This is a genomic window from Flavobacterium sp. Sd200 (assembly GCF_009826935.1).
Lineage (GTDB): Bacteria > Bacteroidota > Bacteroidia > Flavobacteriales > Flavobacteriaceae > Flavobacterium.
The window spans coordinates 166770-185693 of the sequence record NZ_WUMN01000006.1 but is presented as its reverse complement, the minus strand read 5'-3'; the positions used below and the strand labels follow the sequence as shown (position 1 = coordinate 185693).

The 18924-nt window shown below is 38.9% G+C and carries 22 protein-coding genes; 16 read left to right on the top strand and 6 right to left on the bottom strand.

The features are described from left to right. Positions 1–34: 34 nt before the first annotated feature. Complete coding sequence (locus tag GR160_RS15790) at positions 35–274, top strand: hypothetical protein (RefSeq protein WP_160750856.1); 240 nt, start codon at positions 35–37, stop codon at positions 272–274. Here GR160_RS15790 and GR160_RS15785 read toward each other — a convergent pair whose 3' ends face one another. Continuing rightward, positions 275–472, bottom strand: a complete 198-nt coding sequence (locus tag GR160_RS15785; RefSeq protein WP_160750855.1) for a hypothetical protein — start codon at positions 470–472, stop codon at positions 275–277. A 177-nt stretch (positions 473–649) separates the two neighbouring features. On the opposite strand from GR160_RS15785, the gene GR160_RS15780 reads away from it, so the two are divergent. Next, positions 650–1375, top strand: a complete 726-nt coding sequence (locus GR160_RS15780) for a PmeII family type II restriction endonuclease (protein WP_160750854.1) — start codon at positions 650–652, stop codon at positions 1373–1375. Here GR160_RS15780 and dcm read toward each other — a convergent pair. The 4 genes from dcm to GR160_RS15760 all read right to left on the bottom strand — a co-directional run bounded on the left by dcm (position 1321) and on the right by GR160_RS15760 (position 4445). Then, positions 1321–2589, bottom strand: coding sequence for a DNA (cytosine-5-)-methyltransferase (gene dcm / locus GR160_RS15775; RefSeq protein ID WP_160750853.1), 1269 nt, complete (start codon positions 2587–2589; stop codon positions 1321–1323). The two genes, GR160_RS15780 and dcm, sit on opposite strands and share 55 nt — an antisense overlap. Before the next feature lie 64 nt (positions 2590–2653). Then, positions 2654–3160 (bottom strand): very short patch repair endonuclease, encoded by a 507-nt coding sequence (locus GR160_RS15770; RefSeq protein WP_237421237.1) that lies wholly within the window; start codon positions 3158–3160, stop codon positions 2654–2656. Beyond that, positions 3148–3975 (bottom strand): HAEPLYID family protein, encoded by an 828-nt coding sequence (locus GR160_RS15765; protein WP_160750852.1) that lies wholly within the window; start codon positions 3973–3975, stop codon positions 3148–3150. The genes GR160_RS15770 and GR160_RS15765 overlap by 13 nt, the downstream gene beginning before the upstream one ends. Before the next feature lie 101 nt (positions 3976–4076). Further along, positions 4077–4445 (bottom strand): helix-turn-helix domain-containing protein, encoded by a 369-nt coding sequence (locus tag GR160_RS15760; RefSeq protein ID WP_202390801.1) that lies wholly within the window; start codon positions 4443–4445, stop codon positions 4077–4079. A 106-nt stretch (positions 4446–4551) separates the two neighbouring features. Here GR160_RS15760 and GR160_RS15755 point away from each other — a divergent pair, with 106 nt between their 5' ends. From GR160_RS15755 to GR160_RS15690, 14 genes are all read left to right on the top strand, one after another. Next, entirely contained in the window at positions 4552–5151 is a 600-nt protein-coding gene (locus GR160_RS15755) for an FMN-dependent NADH-azoreductase (RefSeq protein ID WP_160750851.1), read from the top strand. 86 nt (positions 5152–5237) lie between these two features. Then, positions 5238–6020, top strand: a complete 783-nt coding sequence (locus GR160_RS15750) for an alpha/beta fold hydrolase (protein WP_160750850.1) — start codon at positions 5238–5240, stop codon at positions 6018–6020. Positions 6021–6226: 206 nt separating this feature from the next. Then, positions 6227–6556: an iron-sulfur cluster assembly accessory protein gene (locus GR160_RS15745; protein WP_160750849.1), complete on the top strand. Its 330-nt coding sequence runs from the start codon at positions 6227–6229 to the stop codon at positions 6554–6556. A 38-nt stretch (positions 6557–6594) separates the two neighbouring features. Continuing rightward, on the top strand, positions 6595–6966 hold the full coding sequence (locus tag GR160_RS15740; protein WP_160750848.1) for a four helix bundle protein: 372 nt from the start codon (positions 6595–6597) through the stop codon (positions 6964–6966). Positions 6967–6996: 30 nt separating this feature from the next. Next, entirely contained in the window at positions 6997–8445 is a 1449-nt protein-coding gene (gene sufB / locus GR160_RS15735; RefSeq protein WP_160750847.1) for a Fe-S cluster assembly protein SufB, read from the top strand. A 41-nt stretch (positions 8446–8486) separates the two neighbouring features. Then, positions 8487–8834 (top strand): four helix bundle protein, encoded by a 348-nt coding sequence (locus tag GR160_RS15730; protein ID WP_160750846.1) that lies wholly within the window; start codon positions 8487–8489, stop codon positions 8832–8834. Positions 8835–8878: 44 nt separating this feature from the next. Next, complete coding sequence (sufC, locus tag GR160_RS15725) at positions 8879–9625, top strand: Fe-S cluster assembly ATPase SufC (RefSeq protein WP_160750845.1); 747 nt, start codon at positions 8879–8881, stop codon at positions 9623–9625. Positions 9626–9669: 44 nt separating this feature from the next. Beyond that, positions 9670–10032, top strand: a complete 363-nt coding sequence (locus GR160_RS15720; RefSeq protein ID WP_160750844.1) for a four helix bundle protein — start codon at positions 9670–9672, stop codon at positions 10030–10032. A gap of 51 nt (positions 10033–10083) precedes the next feature. Beyond that, on the top strand, positions 10084–11400 hold the full coding sequence (gene sufD / locus GR160_RS15715; RefSeq protein WP_160750843.1) for a Fe-S cluster assembly protein SufD: 1317 nt from the start codon (positions 10084–10086) through the stop codon (positions 11398–11400). Positions 11401–11613: 213 nt separating this feature from the next. After that, entirely contained in the window at positions 11614–13758 is a 2145-nt protein-coding gene (locus GR160_RS15710; protein WP_160750842.1) for a TonB-dependent siderophore receptor, read from the top strand. A gap of 10 nt (positions 13759–13768) precedes the next feature. Further along, complete coding sequence (locus GR160_RS15705; protein WP_160750841.1) at positions 13769–15166, top strand: HmuY family protein; 1398 nt, start codon at positions 13769–13771, stop codon at positions 15164–15166. Positions 15167–15264: 98 nt separating this feature from the next. Further along, on the top strand, positions 15265–15651 hold the full coding sequence (gene rnpA / locus GR160_RS15700) for a ribonuclease P protein component (RefSeq protein WP_160750840.1): 387 nt from the start codon (positions 15265–15267) through the stop codon (positions 15649–15651). A 67-nt stretch (positions 15652–15718) separates the two neighbouring features. Beyond that, entirely contained in the window at positions 15719–16567 is an 849-nt protein-coding gene (locus GR160_RS15695) for a DUF4349 domain-containing protein (RefSeq protein WP_160750839.1), read from the top strand. Then, positions 16560–18200: a S41 family peptidase gene (locus GR160_RS15690; protein ID WP_160750838.1), complete on the top strand. Its 1641-nt coding sequence runs from the start codon at positions 16560–16562 to the stop codon at positions 18198–18200. The genes GR160_RS15695 and GR160_RS15690 overlap by 8 nt, the downstream gene beginning before the upstream one ends. Positions 18201–18310: 110 nt before the next feature. Here the strand turns inward: GR160_RS15690 and GR160_RS15685 are convergent, their stop codons facing one another. Further along, entirely contained in the window at positions 18311–18745 is a 435-nt protein-coding gene (locus GR160_RS15685; protein ID WP_160750837.1) for a VOC family protein, read from the bottom strand. Between the last annotated feature and the right edge of the window lie 179 nt (positions 18746–18924).

Genomic DNA, 18924 nt, shown 5'->3' with positions numbered 1-18924 from the left:
AACACTTTTTTGTTGTATTTATAACCATTTTTGTATGAACGATTTACCTTACACAATACAAGATAACCGCCTTTTTGAAGCACTTGCCGATATTGCTTACCTTGCCGGGCAAAAAGGATTTTTTTCAGGCAACTCCCGTAATGATATTGCCGAGTTTATTGTGTGGGCCAAGGAGTTTGAGGCCATTCATGACGAAACCGACTGGGACGAAATAGACTACATAGATACCATTGAGGCTTTTACGCTTAATAAACTTAGGATTGGGGTGGAGTAGTTAGCTTATTAGAACTTTATTTAGCAACTCTTCAATAAGCATAATAGAATAAGCTGGTTCGGTTGTTATTTCTATACTTTGAAATTCATGCCATTCATGATCGTCCTGATTAAGTTTATCAAAAAACAATTGCGGTATACCCCATTTTTCAGCTTCAAAAAATTCTCCATCAATTAGTTCCTTCTTAATGATGTCCATTATTAATTTTTTTTGACAAGCCATTCGGATTCAATAGCACAACATTCCAAACTGTTTATAGTGGCAGCATTTCTATACATATAATTGAATTTTATGTTTGTTGGTATAATTGGTAATTAAGAATTTATATTATATCTACTTTAAGCTCTTAATAGTATATTTGAACTCAAAAACAAAATGATGAGTGAAGAAACACTTTTAAACATTATTACAGAATACATAGAAAAAAATATTTTTAAACAACATATGGCTGCTGTGATACGTAAGCACTCAAAATTACGAGAATACAAAATTAATCCAATTGTTGTTAAGTATTTATCAAAAGTATTAGTTAATGATTATACTCCAGAGGCTGTGGCAAAAGCACTATACTATCCTCGTGTATTAGGAACATCAATCAATACATCATTTGGAACATCAATACAAAAAATGTTTGTTATACTCGGAATAGCAGAAGGATCAGTTATACCAGGCATGGATATAGAATTCATTGATAAAATTGATGGTAGAAAAAAATGGTGTCAATTAAAATCAGGCCCTAATACAATCAATTCTGGAGATGTGAAACCAATGATTGAAGAATTCTCTAAAACAATTAGACTCGCTAGGACGAATACTGCGCTACAAGGTGTAAGTAATAATGATTTTGTTGTTGGGGTTCTTTATGGAGATACAAGTCAGTTAAGTAGACATTATAAAATAATTAATGATATCCACCCAGTATTTATAGGCAGGGATTTTTGGTATCGATTAACTGGATTTCAAGAATTCTACGATAAGTTAGTCGTCGCACTACATATTACTATTTCAAACTTAGAAGCCAATGACTTCTTTAATGAAGGTCTTAATCAACTTACCGATGAAGTTACTAAATCCGATTTGTTTGAATTTGATAAATTGTAAACCTTATTCAAAAAACTTACAATAGAATACCCAATCTCTTTGCCTAAATTAACAGGCACAGCATTTCCTATCTGTTTGTATTGATGTGCAGATGATCCTTTAAATTGCCATTCATCTGGAAATGTTTGTATCCTTGCATATTCGCGTACGGTAAACGGCCTTGTTTCTTCAGGATGGCAACGTTCCGTTTGTTTTTGTGCAGGGCTGCAGGTTAAGGTTAGACAAGGTTCATCCCATCCTATACGTCTAGCCATTCCTGTTTTTCCACCGCCTAAATAAAAACTTTTACCCATAAAGCTTTTTTGTATTTCAATAGGTAAATCCCTCCAATATCCTTTCTGTGGGACTAGGTCTAAAACTTCTTTCTTGCTATTAGGGTATTTAGCACCAACAGAATATGGAACATCTGAATTATAAAGCGTGCCTTTTTTCAAGGCATCTGCAAGCGTGTAGATTTTTTTGTAGGGCTTAGGATATTCATATTGAACCTCAACATCCTTGCGCACTCCCACCAAAATCAATCGCTCTCTTTTTTGAGGAACATTATATTTAATGGCTTTTAATACCTCTACAGGCACTACTTTATAGCCAATCTCATCTAGAATAGATATCATTCCTTCAAGTGTTTTACCACCATCGTGGTTAAGTAAGCCTTTTACATTCTCTCCAACACATATCAGTGGTTTTACCTCCTTTACAGCTCGAGCAAATTCATAAAATAATGTTCCGCGTGCATCTTCTAAACCAAGTCTTTTGCCTGCATAGCTAAATGACTGACAGGGAAATCCGCCGGTAACGACATCAACTTGATTTTCATATTTTTTAAAATCAAAGTTCCTTACATCACCTTCCAGCACTTTCCAGTTTGGGCGATTAGCACGTAACGTTTCACACGCCCATTTATCGATTTCATTTAACGCAACACATTTAATTCCAGCCTGTTCCAAACCAATAGCAAGGCCGCCTGCTCCAGCAAAAAGTTCTAAAACAGTATATAGACCTTTAGGTTCAACAAAATTTGAGATCGTCTCCGAAATGTCAGAATAAAACTCTTTAAAAGGCAACAAATCCTCTCTTCTGTAAACACGATAGTTGCTCATCGGTTCGCGTACAGCAGGTAACTTACCCTCATTATCCCACCTTCTCAATGTACTCTTGTCTTTTCCGATAAGTTCAGAAGCCTCCGCTAATGTATAATAATCTTTTATAACCATATTGTGTAACCTTATGCATTGGTTACAAATCTAAAGTATATAATTCAAGAAAAAAAGGAATCTCTCATAGATTTTTTATAGCATCTAAATAAAAAATTTTGCACCTCATTTCATCAATCTCATTTACAATGACTTTAACACAAACAGACAGATTCGATTTAATATCCTTTCCCCAAAAGCGTAATACTTTCCATCCTTTTGACAATAGATATTCATTAACTTGCCTGTCACGTTCCATATTTCTCTCTATTTTTGAAATCCAATAATCCCGGTTTTCTTTGAGTTTTGTTTTCTTTGTTTCCCAATCGTGACCGTGAAAAAATTCTCCATCGACAAAAACAGCAATCTTATATTTTTTAAACACAAGATCTGGTGTCCCAAAAACCGATTTATCATTTTTCCTATACCTATAGCCTTTGTGCCATAATGCTTTAGCTAAACGGACTTCTATTGCTGTGTTTTTACTTTTAATAGCTCGCATCATTTTGCTTCGTTGCTCCTTCTTCATCAAATCGTCCATATCTTTGAAAAACACAAATCTTGTACCAAATTTATCCATCACGGCACCCATATCATCCTTGTCATTCCGCTAATAGTATGATTATTGCCCGATAGTGGTAACCCCGCTACAATGCCTAAACTAACTTTTTTAGAAAATGCTACCTTAAATTGCGGATGCAGCACAAAAGAGGGTTTGCCGTCTAAAAACTCCATGTTGGTTTCCAAACCTGCAAAGTTGCCGTTAGTAAATACATAGTGAAGGTTAGCATTAACGTCTAACGACGTGTTCCACTCGTTGGTTTCAAAAGTTTGACGAATCATGGGGCCGGTGTACAACAAAGTATGTATGTGTGGTGTAAGCCGTTTGGCCGCAATAAAAATGGGGTTGTAAACAGTGCCTTCAAACAATTTGCCATGATGGTCTATGTCGGGTAGCGACGAGAATTCCATTTCCTGAATATAACCCACCGCCATAGAAGTTTGGTACTTTGCCGACACTAAAAAAGTATATTGGGTAGCCAGCTTTATACCCTCTACCCTATTAGCCGGAAGCGAACCCTGCGGATGTGAATTGGTATGCGAATACATTTCGAACGGAACTTCAACCTCCAGTCCCAGCCTGTTGGCAATGGCAAATTCATATTCGGCAAAACCGCTGTAGGTAACATATTCTTTTTCGTTGTTAATACCAAAGCCAAGGTTCAGTTCTCGTTCACCTTTGCACGCTCCAAGATCGCGGATAAGGTCTATATACAATGGCTCGGCATGACTAAGCTTTAATGGCTTTTTGGGCACATCGGTTTTAGGAATAGTATCGGATAATGATTGTGCGTTTGCAACACAAAATGCAAAAACAAGGGCAGTAAGGGCAAATATCTTCTTCATAATTGTTCTATTTGCCCACAAAACTATTTGCGCAAATAGGAAACAATTAGGAAAGACGGGTATGTAAAGTTATTTTGAGCGTTAAAGATTTATTAATTGATTTACCCTTCTCTTCTCAGTTTTTCGCGGTGCATCATCCCCCACTCGGCAAGGGCTGTAAGCACATTGTGCAGGCTTCCGGTATAGGCGGTGGGTTCATATTCTACCACCACAGGAGTGCCAGTATGAACGGTACGTTTTACAAAACCGTTTATTTCAAGGTCTTTTAATTCGTTGCTCAGCACCTTTGCAGATATACCTTCTATAGCTCTTTGCAACTCGTTAAATCGCCTGTGCCCTTCAGATAATGCTATTATAATACGCAGTTTCCACTTGCCCCCTATTACATACAAAGCATCGCCCACGGCATTAAGTCTTACGCTGCAGGCTTGTGTATTTACTCCCGGAAATGTTATTGGCTCTTCCATCATTTAAGATCACTAACTTTTATGTTACTACTAACCTATAGTAAACTACTAACTTTTTGAAAGTAAATATAAATAATTTTGACCAATTAACAATTTTAAAATTAACCGAATGAAAAATATCCTGCACATTATCAGCAGTACAAGAGGCGCAGAATCTGTAAGTACCCGGTTGGGCAACGAAATAATCAACCGTGTAACCAATACCAACCCCGGCAGTACGGTTACTACGCTCAACCTTGAAACCGATCCGCTTTTGCACTTAAACGAAAGCCGCACTAATGCACTCATGACACCATTACATTTGCGAACTGAACAGGAAATTTCCGAATTGGCACATGCTACCAAAGCTGTTGAACAGCTTTTGGCTTCAGATATTGTTGTTATAAGCCTGCCGTTTATAAACTTCGGGGTGCCCTCATCGTTAAAAGTGTGGTTAGACAATATTGTACAGGCAGGAGTAACATTTAGCTATAGTGCCAACGGACCTGAAGGCTTAGTACAAGGCAAAAAAGTTTATATAGCACTGGCATCAGGAGGTGTATATTCAGACGGGCCAATGGCAGCTTATGACCATGCAACCCCATATCTAAAAAACGTACTGTGGTTTATTGGCGTTACCGATGTAGAGGTTATTCGTGCCGAAGGAACAAAAATACCGGGCATACAGGAAACCTCGCTACAAAAAGCTATTGAGAGTATTAGCATATAATTAAGAGGTACATATTGCTGTATTGGCACAGATGATTTATTTTTGCAAATGTACGCCTGTAGCACACAGGGTGTGTATTAAAAAACATGAAACAGCTTCAATACAAAAACATTAACATAGCCTATAACGAAACCGGCAAAGGCACTGCGATAGTGCTTTTGCACGGTTTTTTAGAAAACAGCAGTATGTGGAATGTTTTTACAGAAGAATATGCCAAAAAATACAGGGTTATTACCATAGATCTTTTAGGCCATGGTCAAACCGGATGCCTGGGCTATGTGCACACTATGGAAGATATGGCCGATGCTGTTCAGGCGGTGCTAAGCCACCTTCGCATTCGCAAGGCCATTTTAATGGGGCATTCAATGGGAGGCTACGTGGCTTTGGCCTATGCCGAACTGTATGCCGACACAGTTAAGGGTATCGTGCTTCAAAACTCGACTTCGAGAGCCGACAGCGACGAGCGTAAAATCAACCGCGACCGTGCGATTGCTGCCGTTAAACAAAACCACACTGCTTTTGTGCGTATGTCTATAGCTAATTTATTCAGCGAAGAGAATCGAGAAAAATTTGCTGCTGATATTGAGGCACTTCGCGAAGAAGCTCTAAAAACTCCTTTGCAGGGCATTGTTGCTGCGCTCGAAGGCATGAAAATCAGAAAAGACAGAGAAGTGCTACTCCATTTTGGGCCTTATGCCAAACTGCTGGTTTTGGGTCAAAAAGACCAAAGCCTTATATATGCCGAACATGCCGACCAGGCAGAGGGCACCGACGTGAAATTGGTTACCTACCCTCATGGCCACATGAGTCATATAGAAAACCGGGAAGCATTGCTTAAAGAAACGCTCGCTTTCTTTAAAGAGTGCTAAGAATTTATTCGCTTTGTGCTATTAGGTTCCTTATGGCATTTAAATCTTTTTATTTCATTATAAATTTCTTTAGACAATAAATATTAATAGTGTGGTATAACTATTGCTTATACTGCTATATACATAAATAAGGTACCGCTTATTGCTTTACGCAAAAATGTGGTATCTTTGCACTAAATTTACACTAATTGTAAAGGATTGAAATTATGATAAAAGTATCTGATTCAGCAAAGAAAAGGGCTATTATGCTTATGGAAGATGATGGCTTTAATGCTGCTACCGATTATATAAGGGTAGGGGTAAAAAGCGGCGGGTGTTCCGGCCTGTCATACGAACTGAAATTTGACAATGCGGTTAACGAAAGCGATAAGGTATTTGAAGATAATGGCGTTAAAATAGCCGTAGACAAAAAAAGTGTGCTTTACCTTGCCGGTACTATACTGGAGTTTAGCGGCGGACTTAACGGCAAAGGCTTTGTTTTTAACAACCCTAACGCCAGCAGAACCTGTGGGTGTGGGGAGAGTTTCTCTCTCTAGTTGAAAGTGAAAATGTTCAATGTTTTTAAAGTTCCGACATGGCTAAATTAAATTCTTTCGAAGAAATTATTGCCTGGCAAAAAGCAAGAGAACTTAACACAGAAATTTACAGGGTTACTAATAATAATGAGATTTTTGCAAAAGATTATGGTTTGAGAGACCAAATGCGGAGATCAAGCGTATCAATTTCTTCTAATATTGCCGAAGGTTTTGAAAGAGAGACAGCTAAAGAGTTTATCAGGTTTCTTTACATTGCAAAGGCATCAGCCGGAGAATTTCGTTCACAACTTTATTTAGCTTCAGATTTAGGTTATATTTCTAATGAAGAATTTGACAATCTGAGTTTAAAGGTGAGTGATATATCAAAGTTATTAAGTGGTTTTATAAAGTACCTGCTAAGTACTTTATAACATTTAAACTTTAAACATTTAAACTAAAAAATGAGCAAATACACAGAAGAGGAATTAAAGATCGAACTCGAGACCAAAGAGTATGAGTACGGTTTTTATACTGATATAGAGAGTGACACTTTCCCTAACGGGTTGAGTGAAGACATTGTGCGTGCCCTTTCTAAAAAGAAAGAAGAACCTGAGTGGATGACCGAATGGCGCCTTGAAGCATATCGTGCATGGGTGCAGATGATTGAGCCGGAGTGGGCAAACGTACATTATGAAAAACCTGATTTTCAGGCAATATCGTATTACTCGGCACCGCTTAAAAAGGCAAAATATGAGAGCCTTGACGAGGTAGACCCCGAGTTGCTTGAAACATTCAAAAAACTGGGCATCTCTATAGACGAACAAAAAAAGCTGACAGGTGTAGCGGTTGATATTGTAATGGACTCTGTTTCGGTGGCCACTACATTTAAGAAAACACTTGCCGAAAAAGGTATTATTTTCTGCTCAATATCTGAGGCTATAAAAGAGCATCCGGAGTTGGTTAAGAAATATTTGGGCACTGTGGTGCCTCAAAAAGATAATTTTTATGCAGCCCTAAACTCGGCTGTGTTTAGCGACGGTTCGTTTTGCTATATCCCTAAGGGGGTGCGCTGCCCTATGGAGCTAAGCACTTACTTCCGAATCAACCAGGCCGGAACGGGTCAGTTTGAGCGCACGCTTGTAGTGGCCGATGAAGGAAGCTATGTAAGCTACCTTGAAGGTTGTACTGCCCCAAGCCGTGATGAGAACCAGCTTCACGCTGCCGTAGTAGAACTTATTGCCCTGGATGATGCCGAGATTAAATACAGCACGGTGCAAAACTGGTTCCCAGGGAACAAAGACGGTAAAGGCGGTGTATTTAACTTTGTAACCAAGCGCGGGCTTTGCGAAAAGAACGCTAAAATATCCTGGACACAGGTAGAAACCGGTAGTGCCGTTACCTGGAAATACCCGAGCTGCGTGCTTAAAGGAGATAATTCGGTAGGCGAGTTTTACTCTATTGCCGTTACCAACAACTACCAGCAGGCCGATACAGGCACGAAAATGATACACCTTGGCAAAAACACTAAGAGTACTATTATTTCTAAAGGTATCAGTGCGGGTAAGTCGCAAAACAGTTACCGAGGGTTAGTGCAAATAGGCAGCCGTGCAGAGAATGCGCGCAACTTTAGCCAGTGCGACTCGCTGCTTATGGGCAATAACTGTGGCGCGCATACTTTCCCTTATATTGAGTCGAAAAATACGACGGCAAAAATAGAACATGAGGCTACCACCAGTAAAATTGGCGAAGACCAGGTGTTTTACTGTAACCAGCGCGGCATTCCTACAGAAAAAGCTATTGCCCTTATTGTAAATGGCTTTAGCAAAGATGTATTGAACAAGCTGCCTATGGAATTTGCCGTGGAGGCGCAGAAGTTATTGGAGATAAGCTTGGAAGGATCTGTAGGGTAAATTTGAAAATGAGATAATTTGAAAGTTTGAAAATGCCTTGAATGGAAGTTAAACAAAATATAATTGTTACGCAAACATTTGAATTTGCATTGTTTATAGTAAAATATTGTGAATTACTACAAGACAACAAAAAATTTGTAATTGCAAATCAGTTGTTGAAATCGGGAACATCCATCGGAGCAAATATACGGGAAGCTCAAAATGCAGAAAGTAAAGCTGATTTTATCCATAAATTTAAAATAGCAGCTAAAGAAATAGAGGAAACTTTTTATTGGCTTGAATTATGTAAATTCTCTGAAAATTATCCGAATCCGGAAGATTTAATTACGAGACTTCAAAATATATCAAGGATTGCGAATAAAATAATTATAACATCAAAACAAAAGTAAGTACAGGAATTTTCAAATTTCCAAATTAACAAATTTCCAAATTAATGTTATCAATAAAAAACCTACACGCACGCGTAGAAGACAAAGACATATTAAAAGGCATCAACCTTGAGGTTAAAGCCGGAGAAGTTCATGCCATAATGGGACCTAACGGTTCGGGTAAAAGTACGTTATCGTCGGTTATTGCCGGTAATGAGAATTATGAGGTAACCGATGGCGAAATTATCCTTGAAGGCGAAGACATCGGCGAACTTGCTCCTGAAGAAAGAGCACACAAAGGTGTGTTTCTGTCATTCCAGTATCCTGTAGAGATACCGGGAGTATCGGTAACCAACTTCATGAAAACCGCCATTAATGAAAGCCGCAAAGCTAACGGTCTTGAAGAAATGCCGGCGAATGAAATGCTAAAGCTAATTCGCGAAAAAAGCGAACTTTTAGAAATAGACCGCAAGTTCCTTTCGCGTTCGCTTAACGAGGGTTTTTCGGGTGGCGAGAAAAAACGTAACGAAATTTTCCAGATGGCCATGCTGGAGCCTAAAGTGGCTATTCTTGACGAGACTGACTCAGGTCTTGACATTGATGCACTTCGTATTGTGGCTAATGGTGTAAACAAACTGCGTAACGAAGACAATGCCGTTATTGTGATTACGCACTATCAAAGGCTTCTTGACTATATTGTACCGGATTTTGTTCACGTACTTTACAACGGTAAAATAGTAAAATCAGGCGGTAAAGAACTTGCCTACGAACTTGAGGAAAAAGGCTACGACTGGATTAAATCGGAGAACTAAATATTTGTCTTAAAGTCAAAGGTCGAAAGTCATAAAGTTATTAAATGGGTAAATTTAATTCTTTCGAGGAAATTAATTCGTGGCAAAGAGCCAGGGTACTTAATAAAAGAATTTATCTTATAACTGATACTGAAGCACTCAGAAAAGACTTTGACCTGGCAAGACAGATAAGGCGGTGCTCTGTTTCTATATCGTCTAACATTGCCGAGGGTTTTGAGCGGAATACAGATAAAGAATTTATACATTTTCTTTATATAGCTAAAGGTTCAGCGGCAGAAGTTCGTTCGCAATTGTACTTGGCATTGGATTTAAATTATATATCTCAGGAAGTTTTCCATGAATTACTTTCTGAAGTAACAGAAATATCGAGACTGCTAAGCGGTTTTATAAAATATCTTAATAAGTAAAGTTTGCTAAGTCCTTTATGACTTTAGACTTTAAAACTTTAGACTGATGTAATGGATTTAAAAGAAAAACTATTATCTTCTTTTATGGCTTTTGAGGAGCGCATTGATGTTAATGCAGACCTGCATAACATACGCACCGAGGCATTTAAGAATTTTGAAAATAAAGGCTTCCCTACAAAAAAAGAAGAGGCCTGGAAGTATACATCGTTAAATGCGGTACTTAAAAACGATTACACAGTGTTCCCTAAAAACGACACAGTGCTGAACTATGCCGATGTAAAAAAATATTTTTTACACGAAATAGACACCTACAAGCTGGTGTTTATTGATGGCATTTTCAGTTCGTTTCTATCGTCAACTACTCACGACGGGCAGGACATATGCCTAATGTCGTCGGCACTTACAAAACCAAAGTATAAAGAGGTTATAGATGCATACTTCAATAAAATTGCCAATAAAGACGAAAGCCTTACATCATTAAACACTGCATTTGCAATTGAGGGTGCTTTTATTAACATTCCAAAAAATAAGGTAGCAGATAAACCTGTAGAAATAATGTATTTTTCTACCGGAAACGAATCTGCCCTTATGGTACAGCCGCGCAATCTTGTTATTGTTGGTGAAAATGCACAAGTGCAAATTATAGAAAGGCATCAAAGCCTTAACAGCAATCCGGTACTTACCAACAGCGTTACTGAAATATTTGCGGCTGAAAGTGCCATTGTAGATTACTATAAGATACAGAACGACCAGCAAACAGCAAACCTGGTAGACAATACCTATATAGCTCAAAAAGGCAAAAGCAACGCATCTGTGCACACTTTTTCGTTTGGAGGTAACATTACAAGGAACAACCTTAATTTTTACCACCAAGGCGAGCGTATTGAAAGCACGCTGAAAGGCATTACCCTCATAGGCGATAAGCAGCACGTAGACCACTATACGCTGGTGCAGCATGCCTCGCCAAACTGCGAAAGCCACCAAAACTACAAAGGTATTTTTGACGGTAATTCAACAGGAGTATTTAACGGCAAGATATATGTTGAGAAAGAAGCGCAAAAAACCGATGCTTTCCAGCAAAACAACAACATATTGATAAGTGAGAAGGCAACTATAAATGCAAAACCGCAGTTAGAGATATTTGCCGACGATGTTAAATGTTCGCACGGTTGTACTGTGGGCCAGCTTGACGAAAGCGCCATGTTCTACATGCAAAGCCGTGGTATTCCTAAAAAAGAAGCAAAAGCATTGCTTATGTATGCCTTTAGCAATGAGGTTATAGAAAGCATCAGGATACCGGAGCTTAAAGCCCGAATTACCAAACTTATAGCGTCTAAACTTGGAGTAAATATAGGTTTCGATCTATAAGCCTCAAACAAGATATATTTTTAAACTGCCTCTTTTTAGGGGCAGTTTTTTTATGTCTGCTTAATATCTTTTTCAAATCATTAAGGTTTATTAAACTAGCTCACGATGAAAATTATTAACATGAATTCTTATTTAGAATTAATGTAAATAATTTGCATATCTAAAACATGGAGCTTAGCTTTGCAATTTAGAATAAATCTAAGTTGTTTAATAATGCTCAAACAAGCGAAATCATTTATCTGCCTGGCATCACTATGTACAATAAGTGCTGTTTCGCAGGATAAAATCAAAGACACCATTCACGCTACAAAACTTGATGAAGTGGTAGTAACCGGACAACCGGAACCGCAATCTATAAGGAAATCAGTTTTTAATGTAAAAGTAATTACCCGTGATGATATAGAAAGACAGGCGGCTAATAACATGGCCGATCTTTTAAACTTCAACCTCAACATTAATGTTACCCAGGATACAGGACAAGGACGCTCTACAGTGTCTATGTTTGGATTAGACGGCCAGTATCTTAAGATCCTTGTTGATAATGTACCATTAGTGAGTGATACCGGTGTTGGCAACAATATCGACCTTACACAAATAAACCTCGATGATATTGAACAGATAGAAATAATTGAGGGTTCTATGGGTGTAACACATGGTGCCAATGCTGTTTCGGGTATTATAAACATCATTACAAAAAAAGCTACAAAGCACAAGTGGGAAATAGATGCCGCTTTGCAGGAAGAAACTGTAGGGAGCGAATATAATCTTGACGACAGGGGCAGACACATTCAGTCATTAAAAATATCGCACAATATATCAGAAAACTGGTTTGTATCTGTTGGTGGTAACCGCAACGATTTTGCAGGCTTTGTAGACGATATGGGAGGAGAACACTCTACTGTTACAGGAGATCGTGGCTACAGATGGCGACCAAAAGAGCAGTATGTGGGCAACGGTATGATTACTTATAAGAAAAACAGGGTTCGCGCTTTCTATAAATTTGACTATTTTCATGAAAATATAGATTCGTATGATACTATTGTCAACCTGAGTCCGAATTATCCTTTTCAGCCAAAACCATTTGGCAACGACAGACGTTACATTACCGAAAGGCAATACCATCATTTAAATTCATCAGGGCATTTGGTTAACGATATAACATTCAACATATCTGCATCATATCAAAAACAGAATCGTGATTTTGAAAATTACAGGTATTTTATAGAAGAGCATCGCGAGGCAGATAATGAGAGACTTACCTACCAAAGTACCGAAATACTTTACAGCACCGGTAGTCTTAGCAACATACTCAACAACAAGAAATATAACCTGCAGGTGGGTTATGAACTTGTAAACGAAAAAGGTTTTGCATCTGCCGCTACAGGCATATTTAAAGATGAAGACAACCAGCCTGTTGACAGAAATGCCACACTAAGCAACTATGATGTTTACAGCGCCCTTGAAACCGCTTTTACAGAGCGCTTTTCAGGTCGTGCCGGGGCACGATATTCGTTCCAGAATAAATTTGACAACCAATATGCCGCATCGGTTGGTCTTCGCTACCTGTTTGATCATGGTATAGAAGCCCGTACATCGTTAGGCAAATCATACCGTTCACCAAATTTTGACGAGCTTTATACCTACATGGTAGATGCTAACCATGATGTTCAGGGTAATGAAGACCTCGTGCCGGAAGAAAGTATATCGATAGATCTAAACCTTAAAAAAACTACTGATTTTGCTTCGGGTTTAAAAATGACTAACAGTTTAATGACTACCTACATTGATGTTACTGATAGGATTAGCCTTGTGCAAATAAGCTTTACACCACTTCGTAGCAAATATATAAATACGGATAGCTTTAAAATGCTGAACTTTAATACAAGCCATCAGTTTGAATATAACAACCTGTCGTTTAAATTAGGCGCTGCTTTAGTAAGTACATCACAAAAAAAGAGCAACGGTTCTGTAACTTCAGACGATTCATTTTTATGGGCCTTTCAGTTAAACAGCAGCCTAAATTATGTTGTGCCTAAATGGGATACTGATTTCTCGCTATTCTATAAACTTAACGGCAGGGAGCCTATAATGTTAGAAACTGTAGATGAGAACAATAATTCAATATTTGCAGTAACAAGAATTAACTCTTTTAGCTGGATGGATGCCACAGTAAGAAAAAGATTCCTGAAAAAAACGCTTGAGGTTACCGTTGGTGCCCGAAACATACTGGATATTACAAACACACGCAGTTCTTTAACCCAGGGGGCTACTATGGGCCACGGCGGAGGAAGCGATGTTATTAATAAAGCATACGGTCGTTCTTATTTTGTTAGACTGGCTTATAACTTAAACTTATAAAAGTACAGACATGAAAAAATTAGTTTTACTCTTTGTACTGGCTACCACATTTTTTGCAATATCATGTAGCGAAGACGACGATAAAGGTTTTTACCGTCGTGGGGTTTCGTTTGCGGCAGATGCTGTAAACATACAGGAAAATGTTACGCCTGTAAAGGTATTGTTTAACAACGGTGCTCCGAACAATGGTTTTGTAACCATTAGCTATACAACAGAAAATGTTGTTTACGGAACCGATTTTACAACCAGTGTTGCGGCAGAGAGCGGCACATTTACACTTCCATTTAGCAAAGGAGAATATGCAATACAGTTTGATTTTAACAAACTGGCCGATGCTGTTGAGGGCGAAATTAAAAATGTAGTATTTACAATCGATCAGATATCGATTGCCGACGTAGAAATTACCGGCAATAAAAATATTACGCTAAACTTTAACGAAATGCCTTCTACAGGAGGGCAGGCAAGCCCTGTAATTGGCGGTTCTAACCAAACCAACCAGGCTTATTTTGACCTTAGTTCGGGCGAGTATAAAACATCGCACAGAGCTGCATGGGATCTTGGATTCTATTCAGGCGATAAATTCAGGGTGGTTATAAACGGATCGATCGGTATGGCTGTAAAAGCTCTTAATACTACCAACATAGATTTGCCTCAAACTTCAAATGCTGCGGTAGCTATTGGTACATTCGATCCTGCAAATACGGTTTATATAGATAACCCTAACGGTTTTATTGAGCAAACTGCAATTACAGAGGTTAGCGATAACGAAGCCGACAACAAAGTATATTTGGTAAACCTGGGCATGAACGTTCCAACAGTGCCTGTTTTGGGCGGTGGTGTAAACGTTGCAGGTACACCAAGAGGATGGAAAAAAATCCGCGTACTTAAAAATGGTAATGGGTACACATTACAATATGCCGATCTTGCATCTACCACACACAGCGAAGTTGCCATTACTAAAGATGAAGCCTATAATTTTACGTTCTTTAATCTGACTAATGGAGCCACTGTAGATGTAGAACCTGCAAAAGCCTCATGGGATCTTAATTTTACAACCTTTACCAACATAATAGAAGGTGCAGGGTCTTACTTTTACTCTGATTTTGTACTTACCAATGCTAAAGGTGGCACAAGGGCTTATGAAGTAAGAACAAGTGAAGTAAGCTATAACGACTTTACAAGGGCAAACCTCGTTCCTGATGACAGCAGGCTTAAAACTGAAATACAGCAGGATCAAAGAATAATAGGTGCCAACTGGCGCAACGTAGTACCGGTACAGCTATATACCGACAGGTTTTATATAATACAGGATGCAGCAGGCAACATATACAAGCTGCGTTTTACGGCAATGCTAAGCCAGCAGGGCGAAAGGGGCAACCCTACTTTTGAGTACGCTCTGTTGCAATAGTAGTTTTTGTAAGTTAGTTTTTGTTTTATTTGTCCCGGCAGGTGTGTGTTTTAACTGCCGGGATTTTTTTTGTTTAAAACCTGTACCTTTGCAGCTTTATGGAACCGAAAAGATTTACATACCCTAAAGCCGAAAAACTTAAAAGCCGCACCACCATAGGACATTTGTTTACCGAAGGAAAATCGGTATCAAAATATCCGTTACGGTTGGTGTATATGCCTTTGGAAGACGCAGATATTGAAGGTAAACTACAAATGGGGGTTTCGGTATCCAAAAAATATTTTAAGCGCGCACACGATCGCAACTACTTCAAACGCCAACTGCGCGAGGCATACCGCCACCATAAGCATATCCTAGCCGATAAGCTTGATAAACCTTATGCCTTTATGTTTTTTTACCAAACAAAAGACAGGCTGACTCATGAAGAAATTACGGCTAAAACCATATTGCTTTTTGAAAAATTTATAGCGCAGGAAGGGCTGTAAATTATTATTCTTTACACACATACTACCGCCCAATTATTTAACGTTGTTGTTGTATAACCCAACCACCATGAAAACAACGTTTTATACATTAATTCTTGCCCTTTCTGTTTTATCGTGCAAAGAAGAAGCCAAGGAATCAACTTCAGAAATGGCTATTAGCGAAGTTCCGGCAGCAATAGTTGAAGAAGTAAAGTTTAAACCTCTCGAAGATAATTCCTCTGATCAGTCAACAGATGCAGAGCAGATAACCATACCTCAGCAGATTATTAAGAATGGTAATCTCAGGTTTGAAACCGATGATCTTGAAGCGACAGCCTTAAAAGTAAAAGAAGCTGTAACTAAATATAAAGGGCAAATACAAAGCGACAGCGAAACAAGAGATAATTATGCCCTGAGCCGCACCCTTACATTGCGTGTTCCATCGGCCAGGTTTGAAGATTTTATAGCCAACATAAGCACAGGAGTTAAGCATTTTGACGAAAAGGAAATATCCAGTGAAGATGTAACCGAAGAATATATAGATACCGAGGCACGCCTTAAAGCAAAAAAAGTATTGGAGGCGCGATATTTTGAGTTACTTAAAAAGGCGAACAAAGTATCGGAAATGCTCGAAATTGAAAAACAGATATCAGAACTGAGAGAAGAAATAGAATCACAGGAAGGCAGGTTGAGATACATAAAAAGCCGTGTAGCGATGAGCACTATACATCTTGTGTTCTATAAACATATAGAGACAGGAGGCGGCACTACGGTTTCTTACGGTTCTAAAATGGGCAATGCCATAAAATCAGGCTTCAATTCGCTTTCAACTTTCCTGTTAGAGTTGCTATACATTTGGCCATTTATCCTTATTTTCGTAATTGTGTTCATCGTCATTCGTAAAAAAATTAAAAAGAAAAGAAATACCAATGCTTAAAACAGTAAAGAAAAAATATGTGGTTCCGGCGGTGGCTGTGGGATTCCTGTTTGTGGGCGCAAGCTTTAAAGATGATTTTTTTGAAATAGCAAAGCAAATAGAAATTTTTACCACGCTCTATAAAACCGTTAATACTAACTATGTAGACGAAACCAACCCTGGGCAGCTTATGGACAAAGCCATTAAGAGCATGCTTGAGGACCTTGACCCTTACACCGTTTATTTTAACGAGCAGGATGTTGCCAAGTTTAAAATTAACAATACAGGCGAATATACAGGCATAGGCGCACTTATTACCCGTAAAGAGGGAAAACTTATTATAAAAGAGGTGTATAAAGACTATCCTGCCGATAAAGCCGGACTTAAAGCAGGCGACGAAATTATTAAAATTGGCGATGTTTTGCTGGCCGATTTTAAAGAAGATGCAGGCGAACTCCTAAAAGGCAGCAAGAACACCAAGGTAGATATACAGTTTACACGTCAGGGGAAGACTTCTCCGGCACAAATAGTGCTTAGCGAGGTAGATGTAAAGGCAGTACCTTATTATGCGCTTGTGGGCAACAATACGGGCTATATAGTACTATCGCAGTTTAACACCAAGGCATCGAGCGAAACCAAAGCTGCATTAATAGAGCTTAAAGACAAAGGCGCAAAGAATATTATACTCGATTTGCGCGGCAATCCGGGAGGTTTGCTGCACGAGGCTGTAAATGTGTGCAACCTTTTTGTAAAAGAGGGCGAGACCATCGTAACCACAAAATCTAAGAACGATAAGTATAACAATACTTACAAAACCCCTAAAAGCCCTGTAGATACGGATATTCCGTTGGTGGTATTGGTAGACGGTCACAGTGCATCAGCGTCAGAGATCGTGAGCGGTGCCCTGCAGGATCTAGATCGTGCCGTTGTTGTGGGCAGCAGAAGCTTTGGCAAAGGGCTTGTACAGCGTCCGCTGGACCTGACGTATGGCACACAGGTAAAAGTAACTATTTCGCGCTACTATACCCCGTCAGGGCGTGGCATACAGGCACTGGACTATACCCACAAAGATGCCGACGGTAAAGCCATTCGCATAGACAAGAAAAACTATAACGCGTTTAAAACCCGCAACGGTCGCACAGTTTATGACGGTGGGGGTATTTTACCCGATGTGGAGCTTGAAGAAAGTAAGCAAAGTGCCATTGCCGATGCGCTTGTTCGCAAAGACGGTATATTTAATTATGCCACTACCTACTATTACAAAAACCCTAATTTGGGAACAACGATACCAAACATTAGCGATGCCGATTTTGAAGCATTTAAAGCGTACCTGAAAAAAGAGAAGTTCGAGTTTGATACCGAAACTGAGAAATCTTTAAAAGAGACGCTTGAAGTGGCTAAAAAAGAGAAAGTGGATGCCAGTATAGCAACCGAGTGCCAAACGCTTTTAACAGCCCTGCAAAGAAGCGAGGAGAAAGAACTTACTGCCCACAAGCAGGAAATAAAACAGCTTATTACCGATGAGCTTATAAAACGCTACCAGTATAAAGAAGGTTTGTATAAATATTATACCACGAGCAACAGCGAAATTAAGAAAGCCGTTGCCCTGCTAAACAATAGTGCAGAGTACACCAAAATCCTTTCTAAGAAATAGTTTACAGTCATGGTCACGGTTTCAGGCTGTATAAAATAAGAAAGCCACGGATTACAATTGTAGTTCGTGGCTTTTTCTATTATTTCGTGGTTAGAAATCCGGCGTGTTTTTTAACCGTGCTGTCTTGGATCGAAATCTATCATCCATTCAATGCCGTATTTATCGCGGAACATTGCAAAATAAGACCCCCATGGGCTGTCGCCAATAGGCATTTCTACCTTTCCTCCTGCAGAAAGGCCGTTGTATAATTTATCGGCTTCTTCCCTACTTTCTGCACTTATCGAAATTTTACTGCGATTTTCTTCCTCGTTTACCTGTCCCAGCATATCGGGTACATCACTGCCCATAAATACACTGGTAGCACTTATTGGCAAAGAAATATGGATTATTTTGTTCTCTTCTTTTTCATATATAGGAAACTCGGGGTTTGGGAAATCTTTGTAGCGTACTACTGCCGCAAACTCACCGCCAAATACCGATTTGTAAAACGTAAAGGCTTCTTCGGCATTGCCATTAAAGTGGATGTAAGGATTTAAATGTGCCATTGTTTTGTTTTTAGATTTGTTTGTATAAAACTACAAAAAATATAAAACCGATTTTCAGATTTATACCTGCAAGGTCTTCAAGACCTTGCAGGAAGACGACCATAAATCGGTGCGTTTGCCAACCTGAAAGGTTTTTCAACCTTTTAGGTTTATTTATATAGAAAATAATAGACTTAGAT